The 23,102-nt window shown below is 62.9% G+C and carries 24 protein-coding genes; 17 read left to right on the top strand and 7 right to left on the bottom strand.

Features of this window, described 5'->3' with window-relative positions:
• The first annotated feature begins 32 nt into the window (after positions 1-32).
• From cobA to SPBM01_RS02745, 7 genes are all read left to right on the top strand, one after another.
• Complete coding sequence (gene cobA / locus SPBM01_RS02775) at positions 33-836, top strand: uroporphyrinogen-III C-methyltransferase (protein ID WP_188063910.1); 804 nt, start codon at positions 33-35, stop codon at positions 834-836.
• On the top strand, positions 833-1,129 hold the full coding sequence (locus SPBM01_RS02770) for a DUF2849 domain-containing protein (RefSeq protein ID WP_188063909.1): 297 nt from the start codon (positions 833-835) through the stop codon (positions 1,127-1,129). Before cobA ends, SPBM01_RS02770 begins: the two co-directional genes overlap by 4 nt.
• A 3-nt stretch (positions 1,130-1,132) precedes the next feature.
• Complete coding sequence (locus SPBM01_RS02765) at positions 1,133-2,764, top strand: nitrite/sulfite reductase (protein ID WP_188063908.1); 1,632 nt, start codon at positions 1,133-1,135, stop codon at positions 2,762-2,764.
• Positions 2,765-2,907: 143 nt separating this feature from the next.
• A complete protein-coding gene (locus SPBM01_RS02760; RefSeq protein ID WP_188063907.1) occupies positions 2,908-3,348 on the top strand; it encodes a DUF934 domain-containing protein in 441 nt (146 codons plus the stop codon).
• On the top strand, positions 3,341-4,126 hold the full coding sequence (locus SPBM01_RS02755) for a phosphoadenylyl-sulfate reductase (protein ID WP_188063906.1): 786 nt from the start codon (positions 3,341-3,343) through the stop codon (positions 4,124-4,126). Before SPBM01_RS02760 ends, SPBM01_RS02755 begins: the two co-directional genes overlap by 8 nt.
• A gap of 280 nt (positions 4,127-4,406) precedes the next feature.
• The gene (locus tag SPBM01_RS02750) at positions 4,407-5,318 is read left to right on the top strand and encodes a beta-1,6-N-acetylglucosaminyltransferase (protein WP_188063905.1); all 912 of its coding nucleotides are present in this window, start codon (positions 4,407-4,409) and stop codon (positions 5,316-5,318) included.
• A gap of 35 nt (positions 5,319-5,353) precedes the next feature.
• The gene (locus SPBM01_RS02745; protein WP_188063904.1) at positions 5,354-7,156 is read left to right on the top strand and encodes a DUF885 domain-containing protein; all 1,803 of its coding nucleotides are present in this window, start codon (positions 5,354-5,356) and stop codon (positions 7,154-7,156) included.
• Positions 7,157-7,261: 105 nt separating this feature from the next.
• Here the strand turns inward: SPBM01_RS02745 and SPBM01_RS02740 are convergent, their stop codons facing one another.
• Entirely contained in the window at positions 7,262-8,746 is a 1,485-nt protein-coding gene (locus SPBM01_RS02740; protein ID WP_188063903.1) for a replicative DNA helicase, read from the bottom strand.
• A 115-nt stretch (positions 8,747-8,861) separates the two neighbouring features.
• On the opposite strand from SPBM01_RS02740, the gene SPBM01_RS02735 reads away from it, so the two are divergent.
• The 5 genes from SPBM01_RS02735 to SPBM01_RS21835 all read left to right on the top strand — a co-directional run bounded on the left by SPBM01_RS02735 (position 8,862) and on the right by SPBM01_RS21835 (position 11,568).
• Positions 8,862-9,344, top strand: a complete 483-nt coding sequence (locus SPBM01_RS02735; RefSeq protein ID WP_188063902.1) for a UPF0262 family protein — start codon at positions 8,862-8,864, stop codon at positions 9,342-9,344.
• A 68-nt stretch (positions 9,345-9,412) separates the two neighbouring features.
• Entirely contained in the window at positions 9,413-10,042 is a 630-nt protein-coding gene (locus SPBM01_RS02730) for a GH25 family lysozyme (RefSeq protein WP_410483041.1), read from the top strand.
• Complete coding sequence (locus tag SPBM01_RS02725; RefSeq protein WP_188063900.1) at positions 10,039-10,503, top strand: cytidine deaminase; 465 nt, start codon at positions 10,039-10,041, stop codon at positions 10,501-10,503. The genes SPBM01_RS02730 and SPBM01_RS02725 overlap by 4 nt, the downstream gene beginning before the upstream one ends.
• Before the next feature lie 7 nt (positions 10,504-10,510).
• Positions 10,511-11,065: a dCTP deaminase gene (gene dcd, locus SPBM01_RS02720; RefSeq protein WP_188063899.1), complete on the top strand. Its 555-nt coding sequence runs from the start codon at positions 10,511-10,513 to the stop codon at positions 11,063-11,065.
• Between the two features lie 77 nt (positions 11,066-11,142).
• Positions 11,143-11,568, top strand: a complete 426-nt coding sequence (locus SPBM01_RS21835) for an STN domain-containing protein (RefSeq protein WP_262504308.1) — start codon at positions 11,143-11,145, stop codon at positions 11,566-11,568.
• Here the strand turns inward: SPBM01_RS21835 and SPBM01_RS02710 are convergent.
• Together SPBM01_RS02710 and SPBM01_RS02705 are read right to left on the bottom strand one after the other, a co-directional pair.
• On the bottom strand, positions 11,540-12,238 hold the full coding sequence (locus SPBM01_RS02710; protein ID WP_188063898.1) for an anti-sigma factor family protein: 699 nt from the start codon (positions 12,236-12,238) through the stop codon (positions 11,540-11,542). The two genes, SPBM01_RS21835 and SPBM01_RS02710, sit on opposite strands and share 29 nt — an antisense overlap.
• A complete protein-coding gene (locus tag SPBM01_RS02705; protein ID WP_188063897.1) occupies positions 12,235-12,723 on the bottom strand; it encodes an RNA polymerase sigma factor in 489 nt (162 codons plus the stop codon). Before SPBM01_RS02705 ends, SPBM01_RS02710 begins: the two co-directional genes overlap by 4 nt.
• A gap of 97 nt (positions 12,724-12,820) precedes the next feature.
• On the opposite strand from SPBM01_RS02705, the gene SPBM01_RS02700 reads away from it, so the two are divergent.
• The gene (locus tag SPBM01_RS02700) at positions 12,821-14,098 is read left to right on the top strand and encodes a S8 family serine peptidase (RefSeq protein ID WP_188065519.1); all 1,278 of its coding nucleotides are present in this window, start codon (positions 12,821-12,823) and stop codon (positions 14,096-14,098) included.
• Between the two features lie 93 nt (positions 14,099-14,191).
• Complete coding sequence (locus tag SPBM01_RS02695; protein WP_188063896.1) at positions 14,192-14,866, top strand: hypothetical protein; 675 nt, start codon at positions 14,192-14,194, stop codon at positions 14,864-14,866.
• Between the two features lie 113 nt (positions 14,867-14,979).
• On the opposite strand, the gene SPBM01_RS02690 is transcribed toward SPBM01_RS02695, so the two are convergent.
• From SPBM01_RS02690 to SPBM01_RS02680, 3 genes are all read right to left on the bottom strand, one after another.
• Entirely contained in the window at positions 14,980-15,675 is a 696-nt protein-coding gene (locus SPBM01_RS02690; protein ID WP_188063895.1) for a pentapeptide repeat-containing protein, read from the bottom strand.
• A 112-nt stretch (positions 15,676-15,787) separates the two neighbouring features.
• A complete protein-coding gene (ctrA, locus tag SPBM01_RS02685) occupies positions 15,788-16,495 on the bottom strand; it encodes a response regulator transcription factor CtrA (protein WP_188063894.1) in 708 nt (235 codons plus the stop codon).
• Between the two features lie 208 nt (positions 16,496-16,703).
• Positions 16,704-17,597, bottom strand: a complete 894-nt coding sequence (locus tag SPBM01_RS02680; RefSeq protein WP_188063893.1) for a LysR family transcriptional regulator — start codon at positions 17,595-17,597, stop codon at positions 16,704-16,706.
• Positions 17,598-17,704: 107 nt separating this feature from the next.
• Here SPBM01_RS02680 and SPBM01_RS02675 point away from each other — a divergent pair, with 107 nt between their 5' ends.
• Together SPBM01_RS02675 and wrbA are read left to right on the top strand one after the other, a co-directional pair.
• Entirely contained in the window at positions 17,705-18,424 is a 720-nt protein-coding gene (locus SPBM01_RS02675) for a pirin family protein (RefSeq protein WP_188063892.1), read from the top strand.
• Positions 18,425-18,540: 116 nt separating this feature from the next.
• Positions 18,541-19,140, top strand: a complete 600-nt coding sequence (gene wrbA / locus SPBM01_RS02670; protein ID WP_188063891.1) for an NAD(P)H:quinone oxidoreductase — start codon at positions 18,541-18,543, stop codon at positions 19,138-19,140.
• A gap of 133 nt (positions 19,141-19,273) precedes the next feature.
• On the opposite strand, the gene SPBM01_RS02665 is transcribed toward wrbA, so the two are convergent.
• Entirely contained in the window at positions 19,274-21,268 is a 1,995-nt protein-coding gene (locus SPBM01_RS02665) for an alpha/beta hydrolase family protein (protein ID WP_262504306.1), read from the bottom strand.
• Positions 21,269-21,417: 149 nt separating this feature from the next.
• Between SPBM01_RS02665 and SPBM01_RS02660 the strand changes: the two genes are divergently transcribed.
• Positions 21,418-23,100, top strand: coding sequence for a M28 family peptidase (locus SPBM01_RS02660; RefSeq protein ID WP_188063890.1), 1,683 nt, complete (start codon positions 21,418-21,420; stop codon positions 23,098-23,100).
• Positions 23,101-23,102: the final 2 nt, after the last annotated feature.

Raw genomic sequence — 23,102 nt, 5'->3', positions numbered from 1 at the left:
AATTGGGCCGCCCTTTTCGCCACATGGCGATCATGGCTGACACTGCATCTGCTACCGCCAACCCCGCCACCGTCCATCTGGTCGGCGCGGGTCCGGGCGACCCGGAATTGCTGACGATCAAGGCGGTGCGCCTGATCCGCGATGCGCGCGTGATCGTGCATGACGGGTTGGTGTCCGACGACATATTGGCGCTGGCGTCGCCGGACGCGGAGCTTATCTCGGTCGCCAAGCAGCGCAGTCGCCATTCCCTGCCGCAGGAGGCGATCAACGCGCTGCTGGTGCGGTTCGCGCTGGCGGGGGAAAGCGTCGTGCGGCTGAAGGGCGGCGATCCGTTCATTTTCGGGCGCGGCGGCGAAGAAATGGAAGCGTGTCGCGCAGCAGGCGTGCCAGTGGAGATCGTGCCGGGCGTAAGCGCCGCGATGGGCAGCGCGGCGATGGCGCAACTGCCGCTGACGCACCGGGATGCGGCCAGCGCCGTGACCTTCGTGGCGGGCCAGTGCAAGGGGCTGACGGATCAGGACTGGTCGGGGCTGGCGGGCAAGGACCGCACGCTCGTCATCTATATGGGCGTGGCGACTGCCAGCGATATTGCCGACAAGCTGATTGCCGATGGTGTATCGCCCGCGATTCCGGTCGCCGTGCTGGAAAATGGCACGCGCGCGGATATGCGCACGCTGCGCACCCTGCTGGCCGATCTGGGCGATATGGTGGCGCGCGAAGCGGTGGTCAGCCCGGCGTTGATCGTTGTAGGCGAAGTGGCGACCTATGCGCTGGCGCGCGATGTGCTGGCCGGGTGGGCGCAAAGACAGGATAATGGGGCGGAGATGCGTTCGTGAAGATTTTGACGGGTAATGATCTGTCGTCCGGTGACGTGATCTGGTGGGCGGGCGATGGCTGGTCGCGGCAGGTGCGCGAAGCGGCCGATGTGGGCGACAAGGGCGATGATCTGGCCCGGACGGAGGAAGCGGCGCTGCGCGTGGTCGGTGCCTATGTGATCGACGCGACCATCACCGACGACGGCGTTCGCCCCGCCCATATCAAGGACCGCATCCGCGCATTGGGACCGACCGTGCGCCCCGACCTTATCCCTCAAACCGCCGAAGCCGACATCGGCAAGTGGGTGATTTAAGCCATGTATCGTTATGACAGTTACGACCAAGCCATCGTCGACGCCCGCGTCGAGGAGTTTCGCGACCAGACCGAGCGTCGCCTGACCGGCGCGCTGACCGAGGACCAGTTCAAGCCTTTGCGGCTGATGAACGGCCTCTATCTGCAACTCCACGCCTATATGCTGCGCGTCGCCATTCCCTATGGCACGCTGTCGGGCAAGCAGATGCGCAAGCTGGGCGAGATCGCAGCGAAATATGACAAGGGCTATGGCCACTTCACCACGCGCCAGAACCTGCAATATAACTGGATCAAGCTGGCCGACGCGCCCGACATTTTGGCCGAATTGGCCACGGTCGAAATGCACGCCATCCAGACGTCGGGCAATTGCATCCGCAATATCTCGTCCGACCAATATGCAGGCGTCAGCGCGGACGAGGTGGCGGACCCCCGCCCCTGGGCCGAATTGCTGCGCCAATGGTCGAGTTTCCATCCTGAGTTCACTTATCTGCCGCGCAAGTTCAAGATTTGCGTGATCGCCACCGATGACGATCGCGCCGCAATGCGACTGCATGACATCGGGCTGAAACTGGTCGAGCGCGACGGTGTGATCGGTGCGGAAGTCTATGCCGGTGGCGGCATGGGACGCACGCCGATGGTTGCCCCGCTTATCAATGACTTCGTGCCGGAAGATGAGATTATTTCTTATCTGGAAGCCTGTCTGCGCGTCTATAATCGCTACGGTCGGCGCGACAACAAATATAAGGCGCGGATCAAGATACTGGTCCATGAAATCGGCGTGGAAGCCTATAAGGCGCAGGTCGCGGAAGAATATGCGCAGATGCGTGCGCTGGGCCTGAACCCGCCGGTCGCAGAACTGGAGCGCATCCGCGCTTTCTTCGCCGCGCCTGCCTATGAAGCTGGTCTGAGCGATGAGATCGACCGTAGCAACCCGGCCTTTGCCTTGTGGATCGACCGGCAGGTCGCGGCGCACAAGGCACCCGGCTATGCGATCGTCAATATCAGCCTGAAACCGATCGACGGTATTCCCGGCGATGCGTCGGCGGAGCAGATCGCCCTGGCGGCAGATCTGGCCGAAACCTATTCGCTGGACGAACTGCGCGTCACCCATGCGCAGAATCTGGTCCTGCCGCATGTGAAGAAGAGCGATCTTTACGCGATCTGGCAGAAGCTGGTCGGCGCCGGTTTGGCCGAAGCCAATCTGGACCTGATCACCGACATCATCGCCTGCCCCGGCCTGGACTATTGCGCGCTGGCCAATGCACGCTCGATTCCCCTGGCGCAGAAGATCGCGGCGCGTTTTGCCGATGCGGAGCGGCAGGCGGACATCGGCGAATTGAAGCTGAAGATTTCCGGCTGCATCAATGCCTGCGGCCATCATCATGCCGGGCATATCGGCATATTGGGCGTGGACCGCAGGGGCGTGGAGAATTTCCAGCTGCTGCTGGGCGGATCGGGCGCGGAAGATGCCTCGCTCGGCCAGATTACCGGGCCGGGCTTTTCCGAAGATGGCGTTGTCGATGCGATCGAGAAGGTCACCGACATCTATCTGGCGGAGCGGGAAAGCGGGGAACGCTTCCTCGATACCTATCGCCGCATCGGCATGAAGCCGTTCAAGGAGGCGATCTATGGTTGAGTTGTCGCGTCGCAACAAAATCTATGTCGTTTCCGCGCGGGCGGAAACCCATCTTCCAAACTGGCGCCTGCCGATAGCGCGGGAGATGGATTCCCGCTTTCGCGGGAATGACAATGTGTGTGGAACGGATGGGAATGATATCCATGGTTGAATTTCTGTCCTTCCGTGATGGCGAAGCAGCTCAGGAACCGGCCGTGACGGTCGAATCCTTCACGGGACAGTCCAACGCCACGGCCGTCCGCATCGAACCGGGCGAGGATGCGCGCGAGCTGCTGCCGCACCTTGATCGCATCTCGCTGATCGAAGTGAATTTCCCCGGCTTCGGCGACGGGCGCGGCTATTCGGCGGCGCGGATATTGCGCGAGGCAGGCTATCAGGGCGAATTGCGCGCGGTCGGCGATGTTCTGGTCGACCAGATCGTGGCGATGCGCCGCTGCGGCTTCGACAGCTTCCATCCGGCCAAGGCGCTGGACGATGCCGCCGTGGAGCGCGCCCTCAATCGCTATGATGACGTCTATCAGAAGACGATCGACGGCCGCGTCCCTGTGTGGGCCAAGCGGCACCCGGAGACACAAAATGGCTGATGCCGCCCGCCAGATCGACATTATCGACACACGCCCAGCCTTTACTCAGGCCGACGCCGACGCGCTCAATGCGCGCTTTGCGGGCGTGGGGACGCTGGACATGCTCAAAAGCGTGTTTGCCGAAGGATTGGCGGGCAATGTGGCCGTCGTCTCCTCCTTTGGCACGGAAAGCGCAGTGTTGCTCGATCTGGTGGCGAAGGCGGACCCGACGGTGCCGGTCATCTTCGTCGATACGATGAAGATGTTTGCCGAAACCCTGGCCTATCGCGACACACTGGTGGCTGCGTTCGGCTTTACCGACAGCCGGACGGTGACGCCCAAGCTGGACGTGCTGGCGGCGAAGGATGAAACGGGGCTGCGCTGGTCCTATGATCCCGATGGCTGCTGCGAAATTCGCAAGGTCGAGCCGATGAAGCGCGCCAAGGATGGGCTGGACGCCTGGATTTCCGGGCGCAAGGCGTTCCAGTCCGTGACGCGGCAGAACCTGCCCCGGTTCGAGGTCGAGGACGGGCTGCTCAAGATCAACCCGCTGGGCGACTGGACCAAGGATGATCTGCAAGCCTGGTTCGCCGAACATGATCTGCCGCGCCATCCGCTGGAAGCGCAAGGCTATCTGTCGATCGGTTGCGAACCCTGCACGTCCAAGGTGATGCCGGGCGAAGACCCGCGCGCAGGCCGCTGGCGCGGGTGGGACAAGGTGGAGTGCGGCATCCATTCGCCGGTGACGCCGATCCCGGCAGTGGATGCGGACGATCCGGCCAATATGCCGGTATTCTGATCGACCGTTAGTGGGAACATGCAGGGAGCGCCGCCGGGCAAAGGCGGCGCTCTTTTGCATCTGGCTTTTGCATCTGGGGCGCTGATTTTCGTCGCCCTCTAAGAATCCCCGCATGTCGTCCCTATATGGAGGTTTCGGCATATGTCCCGAAGCGGCCTCGCTTCGCCCTGAACCCCTTATGCCGGTCGGTCCCCTTGGCTCGATCCCTTTCCAAAAGGCTGGAAACACCTGCACCGCATCGACCGTTGGGCCGGTGTGCGTCCGATGGAGTACGCCTTGCATGATCGCTTATCTCATTCTGGTTCACCGTTTCCCCGAACAGTTCAAACGCATGTTCCGGGCGATCCACGCATCGGGCAATCATTATCTGATCCATGTCGATCAGCGATCCGGGCCGGCGATGACGGCCGACATTGCCGCTTTCCTCAAACCCTATGCCAACACTGCCATGCTGCCGTCGCGCAAGATGTTGTGGGGCGGGTACAGCCTGGTCGATGCCGAATTGCGCGGTATGGAAAAACTGTTGCAGATGGGCGCGGACTGGAAATATTATATCAACCTGAGCGGGCAGGATTTCCCGCTGAAATCGCAGGCCTATATCGCCGATTATCTGGGCCAGCAGGACGGCGCCCAATTCATTCGCGCCGTGCCGCAACAGGCGGTGCGCCCCGACACGATGAACCGATTGAGCCATTATTTCCTGGAAGCGTTCAACCGCATCGTCCGCACCGGCATCCCGCGCCGCGCTATGCGTGGTATCACCCCCTATATCGGCACCCAGTGGAAAGCGGTCACGCGCGATTTCTGCGCATTCGTGACGCGCGATCCGCGCGCCAATCCGTTCAAGCGTTTCTATCGCCGGACATTGATTGCCGACGAAGGATTTTTCCAGACGGTGATGATGAATGGCTTTCCCGCGCCAAAATTGGCCAATGACGATTTACGCACGATCGACTGGGTGCCAGATGGCGACATCAAACTGCGCCCGCGCACCTTCCTGACCGCCGACGCGCTGCGCCTGACGCTCAGCCCGGACCTGTTCGCGCGCAAATTCGATGCGGAGGAGGACAGCGTGATTCTGGACCTGCTGGAGGCGCATCTGCGCACGCCAGCCGCCATGGCCCGTTCAAGCGATGCGGACAGCCACGCAACAATGTTACAAAGCACTGGACGGATCGCATCGACGGTTTAGAAGTTTCACTTATGCAAATATAAGGGAAACATTCCATGGACCGTCGTCATTTCCTGCTTTCCACCGGCGCGATTGCCGTCGCTACCGCTGCTCCGCGTGCCTTTGCCCAAGGTGCCGGGGCGGACGATGCGCGGCTGTCGGCGGCGTTCGCGACCATTTTCGAGCGGCAACTGGACCTGTCGCCGACCTTCGTCACCAGCCTGGGACTGGACAAGGGCGCGCGGGCCGGGGCCAAGAGCCAGCTGGACGACAATAGCAAGTCAGCGATGATGAAGCGGTTGGCCAATACGCAGGCAGCGATCAAGGAACTGGAGGGCTTCAAATCGGCCAGCCTGTCCGACGCGCAGCGGCTGAACCTGGAAGTGATCATCTATGCGCTGGACCAGCAGACGATCGCTCCGGCCAAATTCGGGCTGAACAGCGCAGTGCGCCCCTATCGCATCTTCCAGCAAGGGGGCAGCTATTTTTCCACGCCCGATTTCCTGAACACCGCGCATACGATCAACGCAGCGGCCGATGGCGACGCCTATCTGGCGCGGATGGAGGCATTTGCCCGCAACCTGCGCACCGAAACGGCGCTGCAACGCGATGAGGCGGCGCGCGGCTATCTCGCGCCCGGCTGGTCGCTGGACCTGACATTGGTGCAGATGAAGAAATTGCGTGGGCAGCCTGCTGCGACCAGCAGTCTGGTCCAGTCACTGGTCAAGCGCGCGGCCGCGAAAGGGATAGCGGGCGATTGGCAGGGTCAGGCGAGCGCCATCGTGGACAAGAGCATTTATCCTGCGCTCGACGCGCAGATTGCGATGATCGAAGCACTGGCTCCCAAGACAGCGGCAGGCGATGGCGTGTGGCGCACCCCGCGCGGAGACGAAATTTATGCTGCGGCGCTCAAGAGCGCGACCACGACCGACCTGTCGGCCGGGGCGATTCATGCCATGGGTGTGGAACAGGTCGCCGACATCAGCGCGCAGCTCAACACCATCCTGCAAGCAGCAGGCTATACCAAGGGGACGATCGGCGAGCGGCTGGCGGCGCTGAACGCCGACCCGTCGCAGGTCTATCCCGATACGGCGCAGGGCCGCACGGACCTGATCGCGGCGCTCAATGCCGAAGCCAAGCTGATGCAGGCGAAACTGCCGCTGGCGTTCGCGACCATTCCCGACACGCCGCTGGAAATTCGGGCGGTGCCGGTGGAGATTCAGGATGGTGCATCGAACGGCTATTATAACCGCGCCGCATTGGACGGCACGCGCCCGGCGATTTTCTTCATCAACCTGAAGGAAATTGGCGACTGGCCCAAATATACGCTGCCTGCGCTCAACTATCATGAAGGGGTGCCGGGGCATCACTTGCAGATTTCGACTGCGCAGACGGCGGGCGACGTGCCGATGCTGCGCAAGACCGCCTTCATGAGCGCCTATAGCGAAGGCTGGGCGCTCTATGCCGAACAATTGTCGGACGAGTTGAAAGGCTATGCGACGCCGCTGGATCGGGCGGGCTATCTGCAATCCTTCCTGTTCCGCGCGGCGCGGCTCGTGGTCGACACCGGCATCCACGCCAAGCAGTGGAGCCGGGAGAAGGCCACGGCCTATATGGTCGAAAAGACGGGCTTCACCCCTGCCCGCTGCCAGCGTGAGGTTGAGCGTTATTGCACCCAGCCGGGTCAGGCGACCAGTTACAAGGTCGGCCATGGCGTCTGGACCAAGGCGCGAAACGACGCGCAGGCCGCGATGGGGAATCGCTTCGATCTCAAGCAGTTCCACGCCATTCTTGAAGAAGGCGCGATGCCGTTGTCGATGCTGGAGAAGCGCGTCGCCGCGCGGGCCAAGATGGCTTAGTTTCAAATCCTCCGCTGACAGGGGAGGTGGCAGCACGACGTGCTGACGGAGGGGTGTCGCCTTATTGAGAGGGTGACGCCCCTCCCCTGTCAGGGGAGGATTTACTCACTCGATATCCATGTCCTGATAGCTATCGTCGGCAACGTCCGAGAAGCGCGTGATTTTCGCGTCGAACTTCATACGGATGCGGCCAGTCGAACCGTGCCGCTGCTTGGCGATGATGACTTCGGCCAGGCCATAGATTCGCTCCATATTCTCTTTCCAGATCGCATAGGCGGATTCGTCGTCGGGCTTGGGTTCCTTGGCCGCTTCGTAATAATCCTCACGAAACACGAACCAGACCATGTCCGCGTCCTGCTCGATCGATCCGGATTCACGCAGATCGGATAGCTGGGGCCGCTTGTCCTCACGCTGTTCGACCGCACGGCTCAGCTGCGACAGGGCCAGCACGGGGACGTGCAGTTCCTTGGCCAGCGTCTTCAACCCGCGCGAAATTTCCGAGATTTCGTTCACGCGATTTTCGTTGCCGCGCCCGGTGCCTTGCAGCAACTGGAGATAATCGACCACGATGAAACCGACATCATGGCGCCGTTTCAACCGGCGGGCACGGGTGCGTAGCGCAGCGATCGTCAGGCCGGGCGTATCGTCGATATAGAGCGGCAGTTCCTGCAATTCGCGGGCGGCACGCGACAGGTTCTGAAAATCGGCACGGCTGATCTTGCCCATGCGCAGCGCTTCGCCGCTGATGCCGGACTGTTCCGCCAGCACGCGGGTCGCAAGCTGATCGGCGGACATTTCGAGCGAAAAGAAGGCGGTTTTGGCCCCCATATTCTTTTCCGGCGGGATGCCGTCTGCATTGTCGCGCAGCCATCGTGACGCAGCATTATAGGCGATGTTGGTGGCCAGCGACGTCTTGCCCATACCCGGACGACCCGCCAAAATCATCAAGTCCGAATTGTGCAGACCACCGATCTTCGCGTTCAGGCTGTTGATGCCCGTGGTAATGCCCGACACATGGCCGCCGCTGTTCAGCGCGCGTTCGGCGACCTGCACCGCCAGCGTGGAGGCGGTCAGGAAGCTCTTGACCGAACCACTTTCGCCCTCCCCTTCGGACACTTTGTAGAGGGCGACTTCGGCCGCCTCTATCTGTTCGCGCGGATTGACTTCCTCGCTGGTGTCCATTGCGTTTTCAACCAGTTCGCGCCCGACACTGACAAGCTGGCGCAGCAGCGCGAGGTCGTAAATCTGGATCGCGAAGTCCCGCGCGCCGATCAGCGCCGCGCCATTGCCGGTCAGTTGCGCCAGATAGGCCGGGCCGCCCAGTTCTTTCAGCGCCGGATCCTGCTCCAGCATGGGTTTGAGCGTCACCGGATTGGCGACCATGTCCTTGTCCAGCAGGCGCATGATCGCGTCGTAGATGCGGCCATGGAGCGGCTCGAAAAAATGTTCCGACTTGATCCGCAACTGCACGTCTTCGGCAATGCGGTTGTCGATCATCAGTGCGCCCAGCAGCGCAGCCTCCGCCTCCACATTGCGCGGCAATTCGGTGCCGCCCGTTTCGGCGGTATTGATTTTCAGCAGTTCGACCATGGCCCCCTATTCCACCTGCCGCGCGCACAGCGCAAGGGCGGACGCGCAAAGCATCTGTGGATAAGTCCCGCTTGCATTTATGCGCGCGCCGCCGCACTGACTGTTGGCTTGCACCATGGCCGATCCGCGCATCATAGATATCCAGTTGGACCAGCGCACGATCCTGTGGCGCAACGCCGATGTGGAGCAGGAACGGCGCATCGCCATATTCGACCTGCTGGAAGATAATCACTTCGCGCCGCAGCGGGTCCATGCCGATGGCTATGCCGGTCCCTACAAGGTCGTGCTGCGGGTCGAGGACGGGCGGCTGGTCATTGCCATCAACCGGGAAGATGATGCGCCACTGGAAGCGATCATCCTGGGTCTGGGCCGTTTCCGGCGACCGATCCGCGAATATTTCGCCATTTGCGACAGCTATTATCAGGCGATCAGCAATGCATCCCCGGCGCAGATCGAAACGGTCGACATGGCGCGGCGCGGTATCCACAATGATGCCGCCGACATGCTGATCGAGCGGCTGGAGGGCAAGATCGCCGTCGATTTCGACACGGCGCGCCGGCTGTTCACGCTGATCTGCGTTTTGCATATCAAGGGGTAGGAATAATGTCGCGGCTGACCTTTGGCGGACTGATCGTCCGCGCCGGGCTGGTGGTGGCCGTGCTGGCGATGCTGGGCGTGGCGGCGTTGGTCTATGCGCGCAACTGGGCGCCTGCGCGCGACCAATATCCGGTGCAGGGGGTGACGATCAGCGCGGACGATGGCGCGATCGATTGGGGAACGCTGGCGGCGCAGGGGGCCGACTTTGCCTATATTCGCGCGGCGCGGGGCGCGGAATTGCGTGACCGTGCCTTTGCCGCCAACTGGCGCGGGGTGCGGGCCGCAGGGATGCGTTATGGCGCGATGCTGGAGTTCAACCCGTGCCGCCGCGCGACCGAACAGGCGACCCGGTTCATGACCACGGTGCCGCGCGACAATGCTGCGCTGCCCCCGGTCATCCGGCTGGCGTTCGATGGGACATGCGTCGTGCGACCGGGGCGCGACCAGATGCTGTCGGAACTCAACACGCTGATCAACCTGATCGAAAGCCATGCGGGCAAGACGGTGCTGCTGAACGTCACGCCCGATTTCGACGCACAATATGATGTCGGATCGGGGATCAACCGGACATTGTGGCTGGACGGCAATTTCTTTCCCCCCGATTATGCGACCAGGCCGTGGGTGATGTGGACAGCCAGCGACATGCGGCATATCGACGGGGTCGACGGGCCGGTGAGATGGGATGTGGTGGCGCCATGACGAACGAACGCGACAGCGACGTGGACATATTGATCGCATCCGCGCGCGGGGCGATGGCCAACGCCCATGCGCCCTATAGCCGCTTTGCCGTAGGGGCGGCGGTGCGCCTGACCGACGGCAGCATCGTGACCGGGTGCAATTTCGAAAATGCCAGTTACGGCCTGTCGCTATGCGCGGAAACGGTGGCGCTGGCGACCGTCAACGCGCAGGGACGCTTTGCCGACATTGTCTCTGTCGCTGTCGTGGGCGGCGCGATGGACGCAAGCGATGAAGCGCTGGTGACGCCATGCGGGCGGTGCCGTCAGGTCATGAACGAGGCCGAGCAGATGGCGGGGCGCGTGCTGGCCATCTATTGCGCGACACCTTCGGGCAGCCGCATCACACAATATCGGGTCGCCGATCTTTTGCCCCATGCCTTCGGTCCCGCAGACCTGGGCATCACCCCCATCAGGAATAGCTGAACCAGCCATGGCGATACAATCGGACAAATGGATTCGCGAACAGGCGCTGACCAACGGCATGATCGAGCCGTTCGTGGAGAGCCAACGGCGCGACGGGTGCATCAGTTATGGCCTGTCCTCCTATGGCTATGACGCACGGGTGGCGGACGAGTTCAAGATTTTCACCAATATCGACAGCACCATCGTCGATCCCAAGAATTTCGACACCAACAGCTTCGTCGACCGCAAGACCGACTGCTGCATCATCCCGCCCAACAGCTTCGCACTCGCCCGCACGGTGGAATATTTCCGGGTGCCGCGCGACGTGCTGGTCATCTGCCTTGGCAAATCCACTTATGCGCGGTGCGGCATCATCGTGAACGTCACGCCGCTGGAGCCGGGTTGGGAAGGGCATGTGACGCTGGAATTTTCCAACACCACGCCGCTGCCCGCCAAAATCTACGCCAATGAGGGCGCGTGCCAGTTCCTGTTCCTGCAAGGCAATGAACCGTGCGAGGTCAGCTATGCCGACCGGGCGGGCAAATATATGGGGCAACAAGGGGTCACGTTGCCCCGCCTGTAACGACTGGCGGATTAGCGTTCCTGCTTCGTTTCGGTGGGTGAAGCGGTACATAATGCCGCCATCCGAAGGAATGTTTCATGCGTGCGGTCCCGACCCTGATCGCCCTTTGCCTGGCAGCCTGCCTGATGCCTGCCCTGCCCGCGATGGCGGCGGAGCGGCAGGACATCGCCCTGACCCAACGGCACAAGTTCGACATTCACGTCCAGTCGCTCAGCAGCGCGTTGCGTAAATTGTCGGCGCAATCGGGGGTGCGTATCCTGTTCCCCTTCGATGAAGTCGCGCCGATCCGCAGCCGACGGATTCTCGGCTGGTTATCGACGCAGGATGCCTTGCAGCGGTTGCTGGCGGGAACGAACCTGAAAATCACGCAGGCAGGCGTCGGCGTGATCGCGCTCGCCAGTTCTGCGAGCCGGGGCGTATCGCAGCAGGACATGCCGTCGCGGGACATTGCGCGAGTGGACCTGCCCGGCGGGGTCAACGCCAGTCCGATTGCCTTGCCCTAATTTCGCCCGCCGCGTCCACGGGCGCGCCGTCGGCCAGCGCGTCTATGGTCGCCATGACGCGCGCGTCGGACGAGGATGCCTGACGGTACGTCGCCCCGCCCTGCCCCTGCCCTGCGCCGGGCAGCGCCTGCTGCACCTGCCAGCCCTGCCGTTCGCGGCAGGCGACGCCTGCCACCGCGCCGTCGAAGCTGCGACACCAACCGCCACCTTTGCGCCGGAAGGTCAGGCCGATGCGCACGGCGGCATCGCCGGGCGCAGAAGCGAGTTGGGTTTCGAGGGCTTGCGCCAACGCGCCCTGCGCCACCATGACGCCATCGTTGAGGGCGATAGGGCCGGTTTGCTCGCCTGTCAGGCGGCCAAGGCTGAGGCCCAGAGCGAGGCTGGCGGCAATCGCCCCGCCCATCGCCCAACCGCGCCAGCGCGCCGCCGGGCGAGCGATGGGCGTGACCACCGCGCCTTCATCCAGCAACATGCGCATGGCGGACGGCACGGGTTCCTGTGCGATCGGGGCGTAATGGCCAGACAAGCGTTCGCGCAATTGCCGATGGGCGGTGAGGCGCGCGGCCAGCGCGGGATCATCCGCCACGGCGCGTTCCACTCGGCGGCGCGTCACTTCATCCAGTTCGCCGTCGACCAGCGCGATCAGCATCGCTTCGTCGATATCGGTCATGCCGCTTCCCCCATCAATTCGATCAGCGCCCCGCGCCCGCGCACCAGCCGCGATGTCAGCGTGCCGATCGGCACCCCCAGCACGGCGGCGGCATCCTTGTAGGAAAGCCCCTCCACCGCGACGAGGGCGATAGCTTCGCGCTGTTCGGGGGGAAGTGCCTGCATCGCGCGCTCCACGTCCGACAGCATGACATGACTTTCCACGTCGCGGTCGCCCGCATGGCCGATATTCATACCCGCTTCCTCCGACGCGAAGGTGCGCGCGGCGCGTTGGCGGGCGCGGGCCTGATCTATCCAAAGATTGCGCATGATCCGATATATCCAGCTGTCGAGGCGGGTGCCGGGCTGCCACTGGTCGCGCGATTTGAGCGCACGTTCGAGCGCCGCCTGGCACAGGTCGTCGCCATCGACGCGATTCCGCGACAGGCTGGCGGCGAAGCGCCGCAGCCGTGGCAGAATCGCCAGCAAGTCATGCTCGAACGACATTGCGCCTCCAAAAATCCCGGTTCCCCAATTTCTCGCTATGGGAATGAAACGCCGGGGCATCGTCGTTTCATCCATGCAGGAGGATATTTTTTCCGTCATGGCCCCTTATGATGCGACAGGAAGCGGAGCAATCGAGATGAAATGGACAGCAGCATGGATGACGGCAGGGCTGCTGCTGGTCACGCCGCACGCATCGGCGCAACTGATCGGCGGCGGCGGGCCGATCGGTCAGGTGGTGCCAGGCCTGTTGGACCGGGTGGACGGTAGGGTGGACGGTGTCGGGCTGGACCGGCTGTCGCCCGCGCGGCTAGGGCAGCGACTGGCGGCGGCGCGAACCGAGCGGATCGTAGCGTTGCTGCGCGGCAATCGCGATACCATCGAACTGGATGAGCGGCGGGAGCCTGCGCGGCGGGGCGTCATCCTGTTGACCGGAGCGGATGCCGGGGCGCTGGATGCGTTGCGTGCGGCCGGGTTTGGCGTGGAGAGCGAGGCAGTGGAAGGGCTGGAGCTGTCGGTCGCGCGATTGCGCGTGCCGCAGGGGCGCAGCCTGCCGCGCGCGTTGAGGGATGTGCGGCGGATCGCGCCGGGTGCGCAGGCAAGTGCGGACAATCTCTATTTCCCCGGTGGCGCAGCTCCGGCGATGGCGGGAAGCGCGTTGGCGGGCGGCGGCGCGGTCAGCGGACGGATAGCGGGACTGATCGACGGCGGCGTGGCGCGGCATCCGGCGCTGTCCGGCCCGATAGAACAGCGTGGCTTTGCGCGCGGTGCGCCACGGGCCAGCGCCCATGGCACGGCGGTCGCCTCCCTCATCAGTGGAAACGGGAATGTGAGGGGCGCGGCACCGGGCGCGCCGTTGCTGGTGGCCGATGTCTATGGCGACGATCCGGCGGGCGGCGGGGCATTTGCCATTGTGCGCGCGCTGGGGTGGATGGCGGCGCGCGGGGTTCGGGTGGTGACGGTCAGCCTGGTCGGGCCGGACAATCCGTTGCTGGCGGGGGCTATCCGGCTTGCCCGCGACAAGGGCGTGATGGTGGTGGCGGCGGTCGGCAATGACGGCCCGGCCGCGCCGCCCGCCTACCCTGCCTCCTATACCGGGGTGGTCGCCGTGACCGGGATCGACGGGCGTGGGCGGTTGCTGCCGGAAGCGGGGCGCGCGGCGCATGTCGATTTTGCCGCGCCGGGTGCGGACATGAACGCAGCGCAGGGCAATGGCGGCAAGGGCGCAGTGCGCGGGACCAGCTTTGCAGCGCCGCTGGTGGCTGGGCGACTGTTGCTGCGCGGGTCAGTCGACGGGCTGCGGACAGAGGCGGCGGCAGGCAAGGGACGCGGCTTTGGCGGCGGAGTCATCTGTGCGACGTGCAGAAATATGGATTGATTTTCAATTATTTAGGAATTTTTCCGGGTTTGCCGGGATTAAAGCCCGCGCCGCTCCCGTTGTCCCTGCATAGCATCGACAAGGAGATGAGCGATGAAGACCAGTTTCATGATCGCAGCGGCCTGCATGACCGCCATGGTGAGCATTCCCGCTTCGGCCCAATTGCTGGGCGGTGGCAGTGGTGGCGGGATGTTGGGCGGCACGTTGGGCGGCGGCGGGGGTAGCCTTGGCGGCGCAAGCCTTGACAACGCACTGGGCGGATCGGGCAGCGGTGGCCTTGGCCTCGATCGCAGCGTCGATCTCGACAATGGCCGGGTTGGTGCCAGCGGTTCGGGCAATGGTCGCGCCGATGGATCGGCCAGCGGTTCCACCACGCGCAACGGACGCACCCGCAGCGGCAACGCATCGGGTTCGGCCAGCGGATCGGCAGGCGGCGGGCTGAACGTCGATACGATCGGCACCAGCGACGCTCGCAACGCCGTTGGCGGCGCACGGGACACGGCCAGCAGCACCGCAGGCGCAGCGCGGGATCGGGCCACAGCGACCGCAGGCGCAGCGCGCGACCGGGCGGCAGGCGCCGTCGCCTCCACCCGTGATCGGGCAGCGATGGCGGCAGATCAGGCTCGGTCGGCAGCAGGCAATGCCGCAGGCCGGGTCAGCGATACGGCACGCGGGGCAGCGTCTATCGACGCCAGCGGCCAGATTTCGGGGAGTGGATCAGCCCAAGGTTCGAGCGAGTCCGCTGCCCCCGGTCGGGTGGACGATTGACCCGTTGGGGCGATGCGTGGCGGGCAAGTTCCATCCCGCCATTGCGCGTCCCGCCACCTGACGGAAAGGCTGGCGATCCCCACCAAGGATCGTCGGCCTTTTCATATCCGGCATCAGCGCACGTTCAAACCCAGTTCGCCCAGCAATTGCCCTGCCTGCTGGCGCGAGATGGTTGCGCCGCGAAACAGGCCTGCGTCCACCAGCCGAATGCCGCCAAGGTCGGCCCCGCGCAGGTCCGCCCCGTCGAAGCGGCACCCCGCGACATTGGCATCGCGCAGGCTGCACCCGTCGAAAGTCGTGCCGCGAAAGTCGCATTTGCGCAGGTCCGCCTGCCCAAAATCAATCGCGCTCAACATCTGCTTATGGAAGGAAAAGCCGGGCAGACGCGCGTTGATGAGCAGCGTTTCGGTAAAGCACAGATCCATCGCGGCCGCATCCGTCAGGTCAGCGCCGGTCAGCTTGCAACGGTCGAACTGGGCCGCCGACAGCCGCGCGCGACGCCATGCGCTGTTGTTGAAATCGCAGGAAACGATCTGCGCTTCGGACAGGTCGGCAGCGGTGAAATTGGCGAAGCCACCGCGACAACTGCGCCACTGCGTGGCCTCCAGCTTTGCCCCGGTAAAGTCGGCGCTGCGCATCTGACAACGATCAAACATCCAGCGTGACATGTCGAGGCCCGACAGGTCTGCATCCTTGAAGTCGCAGTCGATCACATGCGCGAAGCTGTCCGCCCCCGCCAACCGTTCGACATCGGCACGGGCAAGCGTGCGGTCCCGCAATATGGCGCGGTCGGAAAAGAGATCGTCCATGGCGTGGGCCTAGCCGGGTTTGGAGTGGCTTTCCATGGCAGTAACGGAAAAGGCCGACGATCCGTGGGGATCATCGGCCTTTTCCAATGGCAAGCGTCTGTAAGGCAAAGCGTCAGGCGACTTTGGCCTGTTCTTCCAGCGCTTCTTCCGGGTCGCGCAGCACATAGCCACGGCCCCAGACGGTTTCGATATAATTGTCCCCGCCGCAGGCCAGCGCCAGTTTCTTGCGCAGTTTGCAGATGAACACGTCGATGATCTTGAGTTCCGGTTCGTCCATCCCGCCATAAAGATGGTTGAGGAACATTTCCTTGGTCAACGTCGTACCCTTGCGGAGCGAAAGCAGCTCCAGCATGGCATATTCCTTGCCGGTCAGGTGGACGCGGTTGCCATCCACTTCCACGGTCTTGGCGTCCAGGTTGACTGCCAGCTTGCCGGTGCGGATGACCGATTGCGAATGGCCTTTCGACCGGCGGACCACGGCGTGGATGCGCGCGATCAATTCTTCGCGATGGAAGGGCTTGGTCACATAATCGTCGGCGCCAAAGCCGAACGAGCGGACCTTGCTATCCATTTCAGCAATGCCGGACAGGATCAGCACCGGGGTCTGCACCTTGGCCGCCCGCAGCTTCTTCAGCACGTCATAGCCGTGCATGTCGGGCAGGTTCAGGTCCAGGCAGATGATGTCGTAATCATACAGCTTGCCCAGATCGAGGCCTTCTTCGCCAAGGTCCGTCGTGTAAACGTTGAAGCCTTCGGTGGTGAGCATAAGCTCAATCGCCTTGGCGGTGGTCGGTTCATCCTCAATCAGCAGCACGCGCATGTGAAGCCCCTTTGCGTCGCAGGTCCGTTCACCCCACCAGAACGGCTACTGCTCCAATTCATTAACTAAAAAACTTCTGAAGGACAAAGGTTAATTTTTCGCTAACCCGCAGAAATCCACGAGTCGTCGAAAAACGAATCTATTTACAAAGAGTTGAGGCCGAAACGATTCTTAGCGAGTCAAGATAGATTCACCTGCGAAACAAGCCTTAGCAGCCGTGGTGGCGGGTCAGAAAATCCAGTAAAGCCTCGACCCGCGCGGGTCGCAGGCGCGATGGCGGGGTGACCAGATGCAGACCCATCGGCGGCGGACGCCAGTCGAGCAATATTTCTTCCAGATCACCCGCCGCGATCGCGTCTCCCACGATGAAATCGGGCAAACGGGCAATTCCCACGCCCTGCCGCAGCGCGGGGAGCATCGCTTCCCCGCTGTTGACGGTCAGGCGGGAACGGACCTGCACCACGACATTTTGCTGACCCGGTCCGGCAAAGCGCCAGATGTCGGGCGTAGTGACGTTGGAATAGCACATGCAATCATGCGTGCCGAGGTCGGAGGGGTGCTGCGGCCTGCCGCGCTGCGCCAGATAGGCAGGCGAGGCGACGGTGTGGATCGTGACATCCGCCAGCCGTCGGGCGCGCAGCGAACTGTCGGGCATGTCGGCAATGCGGATAGTCGCGTCCAGCCCCATGTCGACTATGTCGATATGCGCGTCCGACAGATGCAGGTCGACATCGACCAGCGGGTTGAGTTTGGTAAATTCCGCGACCAGCGGCGCGACACGCAGCAGGCCGAAGGTCATCGGCGCGCCGAGCCGGACGACGCCCGACAGGTCGGCTGTTTCATCGCGCGCCGCTTCCTCCGCCGCCTGCCCTTCTGCCAATATGCGATGGGCATGATCGGCCAGTCGCTTGCCGCTTTCGGTCAGGGCCAGACGGCGGCTGGTGCGGTTGAACAGGCTGGTGTCGAGATGCTCCTCCAGCCGGGTTACGGCCTTTGACACGGTGGCTTTCGATACGCTCAGCGCCTTGGCGGCATCTGTGAAGCTGCGATGTTCGACCACGGCGGCGAACATCGCCCAGGCCTCAAAATCCGGTAGTCGCATAGGGAAACAATCCGTTTCAATGCTGCGTGTTTCGGAAACGATCCTGATGACTAGATTAGCGGAAAGCAAGCCGGAAACCACCGGCGATTAGTCGAAAGGCAAAGCAGATGAACATGACAACCGCGAGCCGCATCGAGCGCCGCCCCTTCGCATCGCTGGGCCATGCCAACCATGGCTGGCTGAACGCGCGCCACCATTTTTCCTTCGCCGATTATCATGACGATGACCGGATGCACTGGGGTGCGATCCGGGTGTGGAACGATGACGAAATCGGTCCGCGTTCGGGCTTTCCGCCCCACCCCCATGCCGACATGGAAATCATCACCTATGTCCGCACCGGCGCGATCACGCATCAGGACAGCCTGGGCAACAAGGGCCGGACGGAAGCAGGCGATGTGCAGGTCATGTCGGCCGGCACCGGCATCCGCCACGCCGAATATAATCTGGAAGACGTAACGACCACCCTGTTCCAGATCTGGGTCATTCCCCGCGCACGGGGCGGTTCGCCAAGCTGGGGTGCCAAGCCTTTCCCCAGCGGCGATCGTTCGGGCAAGCTGGTCGTGCTGGCCAGCGGCTATGACGATGACAAGGAAGCGCTGCGGATCCGCGCCGATGCTCGCCTGCTGGGCGGGACGATCCGGGCGGGCGAGAGCGTGACCTATGAGAGTGGCGAGGGTCGGCACCTCTATCTGGTCCCGGCGACGGGCCGGATCGAGATTGACGGGCAGACGTTCGAAGCCCGCGATGGCGCGGCCATCATCGGTGGCCAGCCGATCATCATCACGGCGATCGAGGACGCTGAAATCGTCCTGGTAGACAGCGAATAACTATAGCCGATCCGTCCACCCCCTCCCCGGACGGATCGGTCCGCCGCCCGCGCATCTCCCCCCTCCCCACGCGCGGGCGGCACATTTTTTCCCTTTTCAATGTAAGGAGATACATCATGGCTAAGGTTCTGGTTCTCTATTATTCATCCTACGGCCACATCGAAACGATGGCTAAGGCCGTCGCCGAAGGGGCTGACGCCGCTGGCGCACAGGTGGACATCAGGCGCGTGCCGGAAACCGCGCCGCTGGAGGTCGCCAAGAACGCCCATTTCAAGCTGGATCAGGATGCGCCGGTCGCCACCGTCGCTGAACTGGCCGACTATGACGCGATCATCGTCGGCACCGGCACGCGCTTTGGCCGCATGTCCAGCCAGATGGCAGCGTTTCTGGATCAGGCCGGTGGCCTGTGGGCGCGCGGCGCGCTGAATGGCAAGGTCGGTGGTGCTTTCACTTCCACCGCCAGCCAGCATGGCGGCCAGGAAACCACGCTATTTTCGATCATCACTAACCTGCTGCATTTCGGCATGACGATCGTGGGCCTGGACTATGGTTTCCAGGGTCAGATGGGCGTGGACAAGGTGCGTGGCGGGTCGCCCTATGGCGCGACGACGCTGGCCGATGGCGATGGCAGCCGCCAGCCGTCGGAAGAGGAGCTGGATGGCGCGCGCTACCAAGGTCGCCGCATCGCCGAAACTGCAATCAAGCTGCACGGATAAAATCCTGACGGTTACGCGCTGGCCGCGCCGTCTGAAAGGTGCAGTTGGCCGAGCCTTCGGGTCGCACTAAAGATGATGGCACGCTGTAGGGGCCGACGCACCGGGACTGTGCGTCGGCCCCTTTTGCCAGACGCTATTTCCCCGCGGCAAGCAGGAAATCGGCGCTTTGCTGAAGCATATCGGCGCGTGCATCGCTATCATTCAGGCTGTGCGCAAGGCCGTCATAGACGACCAGCCGACTGCGCTTGCCCGCCCCTTGCAATTTTCCCTGCATGATGCGCGCCTGACTGATATCGACATTGCCGTCGTTGGTGCCATGAAACATCAACACAGGCGCGCGGAATTGTGCGGCGTGGCTGGAGGGGGAAGCATCCTCCGCCGTTTTGCCAGTGCCAAGATAATCCTGTTGCAGGAAATAATTCGCCCAGACCCGCTGCCGCCGGGTCATGTCGCCCAAATCGGTGACCGGGGCGATCGCGACCACCGCCTTGAACAGCGCCGGGTCGAGCGCCTGCGCCTGAAGTGCGGCATAGCCACCATAGGACCAGCCCGCGATGGTCAGTCTGGCAGGATCGGCGATCCCCTGCGCCACCAGCCAGCGGCCTGCATCAGCGACGTCGCCCACCGCCACGCGCCAGGATTTGAAGCCATTATTGAGAACCCAGGATTCGCCAAAGCCATAGGAGCCGCGAAATTGCGGCTGGATGACGGCGAATCCGCGCGCGGCATAATATTGCACCATCCAGTCGAAGCCCCATTCGTCACGCGATTCCGGGCCGCCATGGGGCAGGACGATCGCGGGCAGTCCCTTGGCGTCTGCCTTGTCCACCGGCAGGGTCAGGTAGGCCGGAATCATCGTCCCGTCTCCCGCGCGATACTGAACTGGTTTCATCGGCGCAAGCGTGCGACCGGTCAGTTCGGGGCGATCGGGCATGACCGGCGACAATTTCCTGGCGGTCCTGTCAAACAGATAATATTGGCCCGGATCGGTATCGCTACCTGCCCAGACCAGCGCCTTCAGTCCATCGGCGCTCATGTCGCCGATATGCACTATCTTGCCGCCCAGAGCCTTGCCCAGAGAAGTGACCATGGCGGCGGCGGCGGGATCGAAATAATAAGCTTCGCGATGTTCATCGACATAGCTGACACCGACGACGCGCCGGTTGCGGCCGACCATGATCAGTCCGCCGATATCGACGCGCGGATGAGCAAATAGTGTCTTTTTCTCCAGTCCCGGATCGAGCGCGACAGAGACGAGCGCATCGCGGCCGGCGATTTCCTCATAGCCGTAAGCGACATTCTTTTCCGGGTCGACCGCCAGTGGATAGAAGCCTGCCTGAGTCACCGAGTCATAGGTGGACAGAGGACTCCAGCCTTCTTTGCCCAGCGGGCGATACAAAAATATCAGGCGGCTTTTTTGATAGCCCGACAGGTCGCGTTCGAAATTACCCATAACGCGGATGCTGCCGCGCCCATCGGACACATAGTGAAAAGCGTTGGGACGGGGCGTTTCGATCCGCTTGGGCGCGCCGCTGCGCGTGTCGATGCGGTCGACGCCCAGTCCGTTAAGCCGCTTTTCGACGAGGCTGCCGATCTTGGCTTCAGGAACGTAGGAGCGCGTCATCAACACCGCTCCCTCCTCTCCCGGCAACAGGTCGATGATTTCACCACCACGAAAATCGAAGCCCAGCGCGTTTTCGCCACGCCGCTGACTGAGTTGCTTTACATTGCCGCCCGCAGCATCGACAGCGAGCAGCGAACTGAAGCCGTAGACCTCATCTCCATAACGCGCTTCGCCACCGATCTGACAGGCCAGGCGATCGGTCGCTGCCCAGTGGCAGGAATAGAGATATTCCGGCTTTCCGCTGGTAAGCGCTACGCTGAGCGGTTCTGCCCCTTCTTTTGCATCCAGCACATAGACGCGAGTCGTGCGTCCCGCGCCCGCTGCGATCAGCGCGATCTTCGATCCGTCAGGCGATATACTGGCGGAAATCACCGTCTCGCGCGCGCCGAACGCTTTGGCGAGAGCATCGGGCTGAGATGAGCTTCCCGCCTGCTGCGCCAGAGCGCCCTGTGCCGTTCCGGTCGCCAAAGCCGCGCAAATCATTGCCCTCTTGATACGGATCATGCCGCGCCATTCCCCCTGATATGCCTGTTGGTTCAACGAGCTAAGGCAAGCAAATGCGCCACGCAATCCCCTTGCTTGCCCTTGCGCTCGCACAGTGGCATCACGGAGCATCACAATTGTATAACAATGATTTTGAGGGAGTTGCCCTGATGCGCAGTTCACTTCTGGCGATCGCCGCCACTCTTGCCCTTTCTGCCTGTGCGAGTGACGGCGCGGATACGCCGCCAGCCACCGCTTCGGCATCGACGCCCGCAGCGGTCGAGCCGTCCATCGACACGATGAAGCGGTTGGTGCAGACGCTGTCGTCCGACGCCTATGAAGGCCGCGCACCCGGTTCACCCGGCGAGGAAAAGACGATGGCGCTGCTGGCGGCCGAATTTGGCAAGCTGGGCCTGAAACCGGGGAACAAGGGCAGCTGGTTCCAAGACGTGCCGCTGGTAGAGATTAACGCCAAGAATGTGTCGGCGTTGTCGTTTAGCGGCGGCAAGGGCGCAGTTGCGGCGGCCTATGGTCCTGAAATGGTGGTCGGCACCTATCGGACCACTCAGCCCAAAATCGCGATCAAAGACAGTCCGGTAGTGTTCGTGGGCTATGGCATCAACGCGCCCGAGAAGGGGTGGAATGATTATGCTGGCGTCGACGTCAAGGGCAAGACCGTTGTCATTCTGGTCAACGATCCCGATTATGAGACGCAGGGGCTGACCGGGCCGTTCAATGGCCGCGCGATGACCTATTATGGCCGCTGGACCTATAAGTTCGAGGAAGCGGCGCGGCAAGGTGCTGCCGCTGCGATCATCGTGCATGACACGGTGCCTGCAGCCTATGGGTGGAATGTCGTGCAGTCGAGCTGGACCGGGGCGCAGCATGTCGCCGACAGCGCGGACGGCAATGCCGGGCAGAGCCAGGCAATCGGGTGGATCCAGAAGGACAAGGCGGCGGCTCTGTTCGCCAGCGCGGGTCTGGACCTGACCGCGCAGATGGCAGCGGCGAAGAAGGCGGGCTTCAAGGCAGTGCCGTTGAGCGGGGTAAAGGCGTCTGTGTCGTTCGATAACGACCTGCGCAAACATATGTCGAAGAATGTCGTTGCGCTGCTGCCCGGCAAGACGCGGCCTGACGAATATGTCCTCTACAGCGCGCATTGGGACCATCTGGGCCGCTGTCAGGCTGCGCCCGATGGCGACGACATATGCAACGGCGCGGTCGACAATGCCACTGGTACGGCAGCGCTGATCGCGCTGGCGCAGGCCAATGTGAAGGCCGGGCCGACCGATCGCAGCCAGGTGTTTCTGGCCGTGACGGCGGAGGAATCGGGGCTGCTGGGATCGGCCTATTATGGCAATAATCCGGTGTTCCCGTTCGCCAAAACAGTGGGCGGCGTGAATATGGATGCGCTGTCGGTCGCGGGGCTGGCGAAGAATGTCGTGGTGATCGGCAAGGGCAAGTCGCAGTTGGACGCCTATCTGGGCCGGGCGCTGACTGCGCAGGGCCGGGTCGCCACGCTGGAGCCGACACCGGAAAAGGGCTATTATTATCGCTCCGACCATTTCAGCTTTGCCAAGCACGGCCTGCCGATGCTCTATTTCGAGGGCGGCGAGGATCTGGTGCAGGGCGGCACGGCGGCAGGCATGGCGGCTGCGGAGGATTATACCAAGAACCGCTATCATGGTCCCAAGGATGAATATGATCCCAATTGGGACTGGACCGGGGTGCTGGCCGACCTGAAACTTTATTATGCGGTCGGGCGCGATCTGGCGACCAGCGCCGATTGGCCCAACTGGGTCGAGGGCGATGAGTTTCGGGGCATCCGCGACAGGGATCGGGCGGGGCAATAGGT

The organism is Sphingobium sp. KCTC 72723 (assembly GCF_014280435.1).
Classification (GTDB): domain Bacteria; phylum Pseudomonadota; class Alphaproteobacteria; order Sphingomonadales; family Sphingomonadaceae; genus Sphingobium.
The sequence above is the reverse complement of the archived record's forward strand: the minus strand, read 5'-3'. Positions and strand labels throughout refer to the sequence as shown.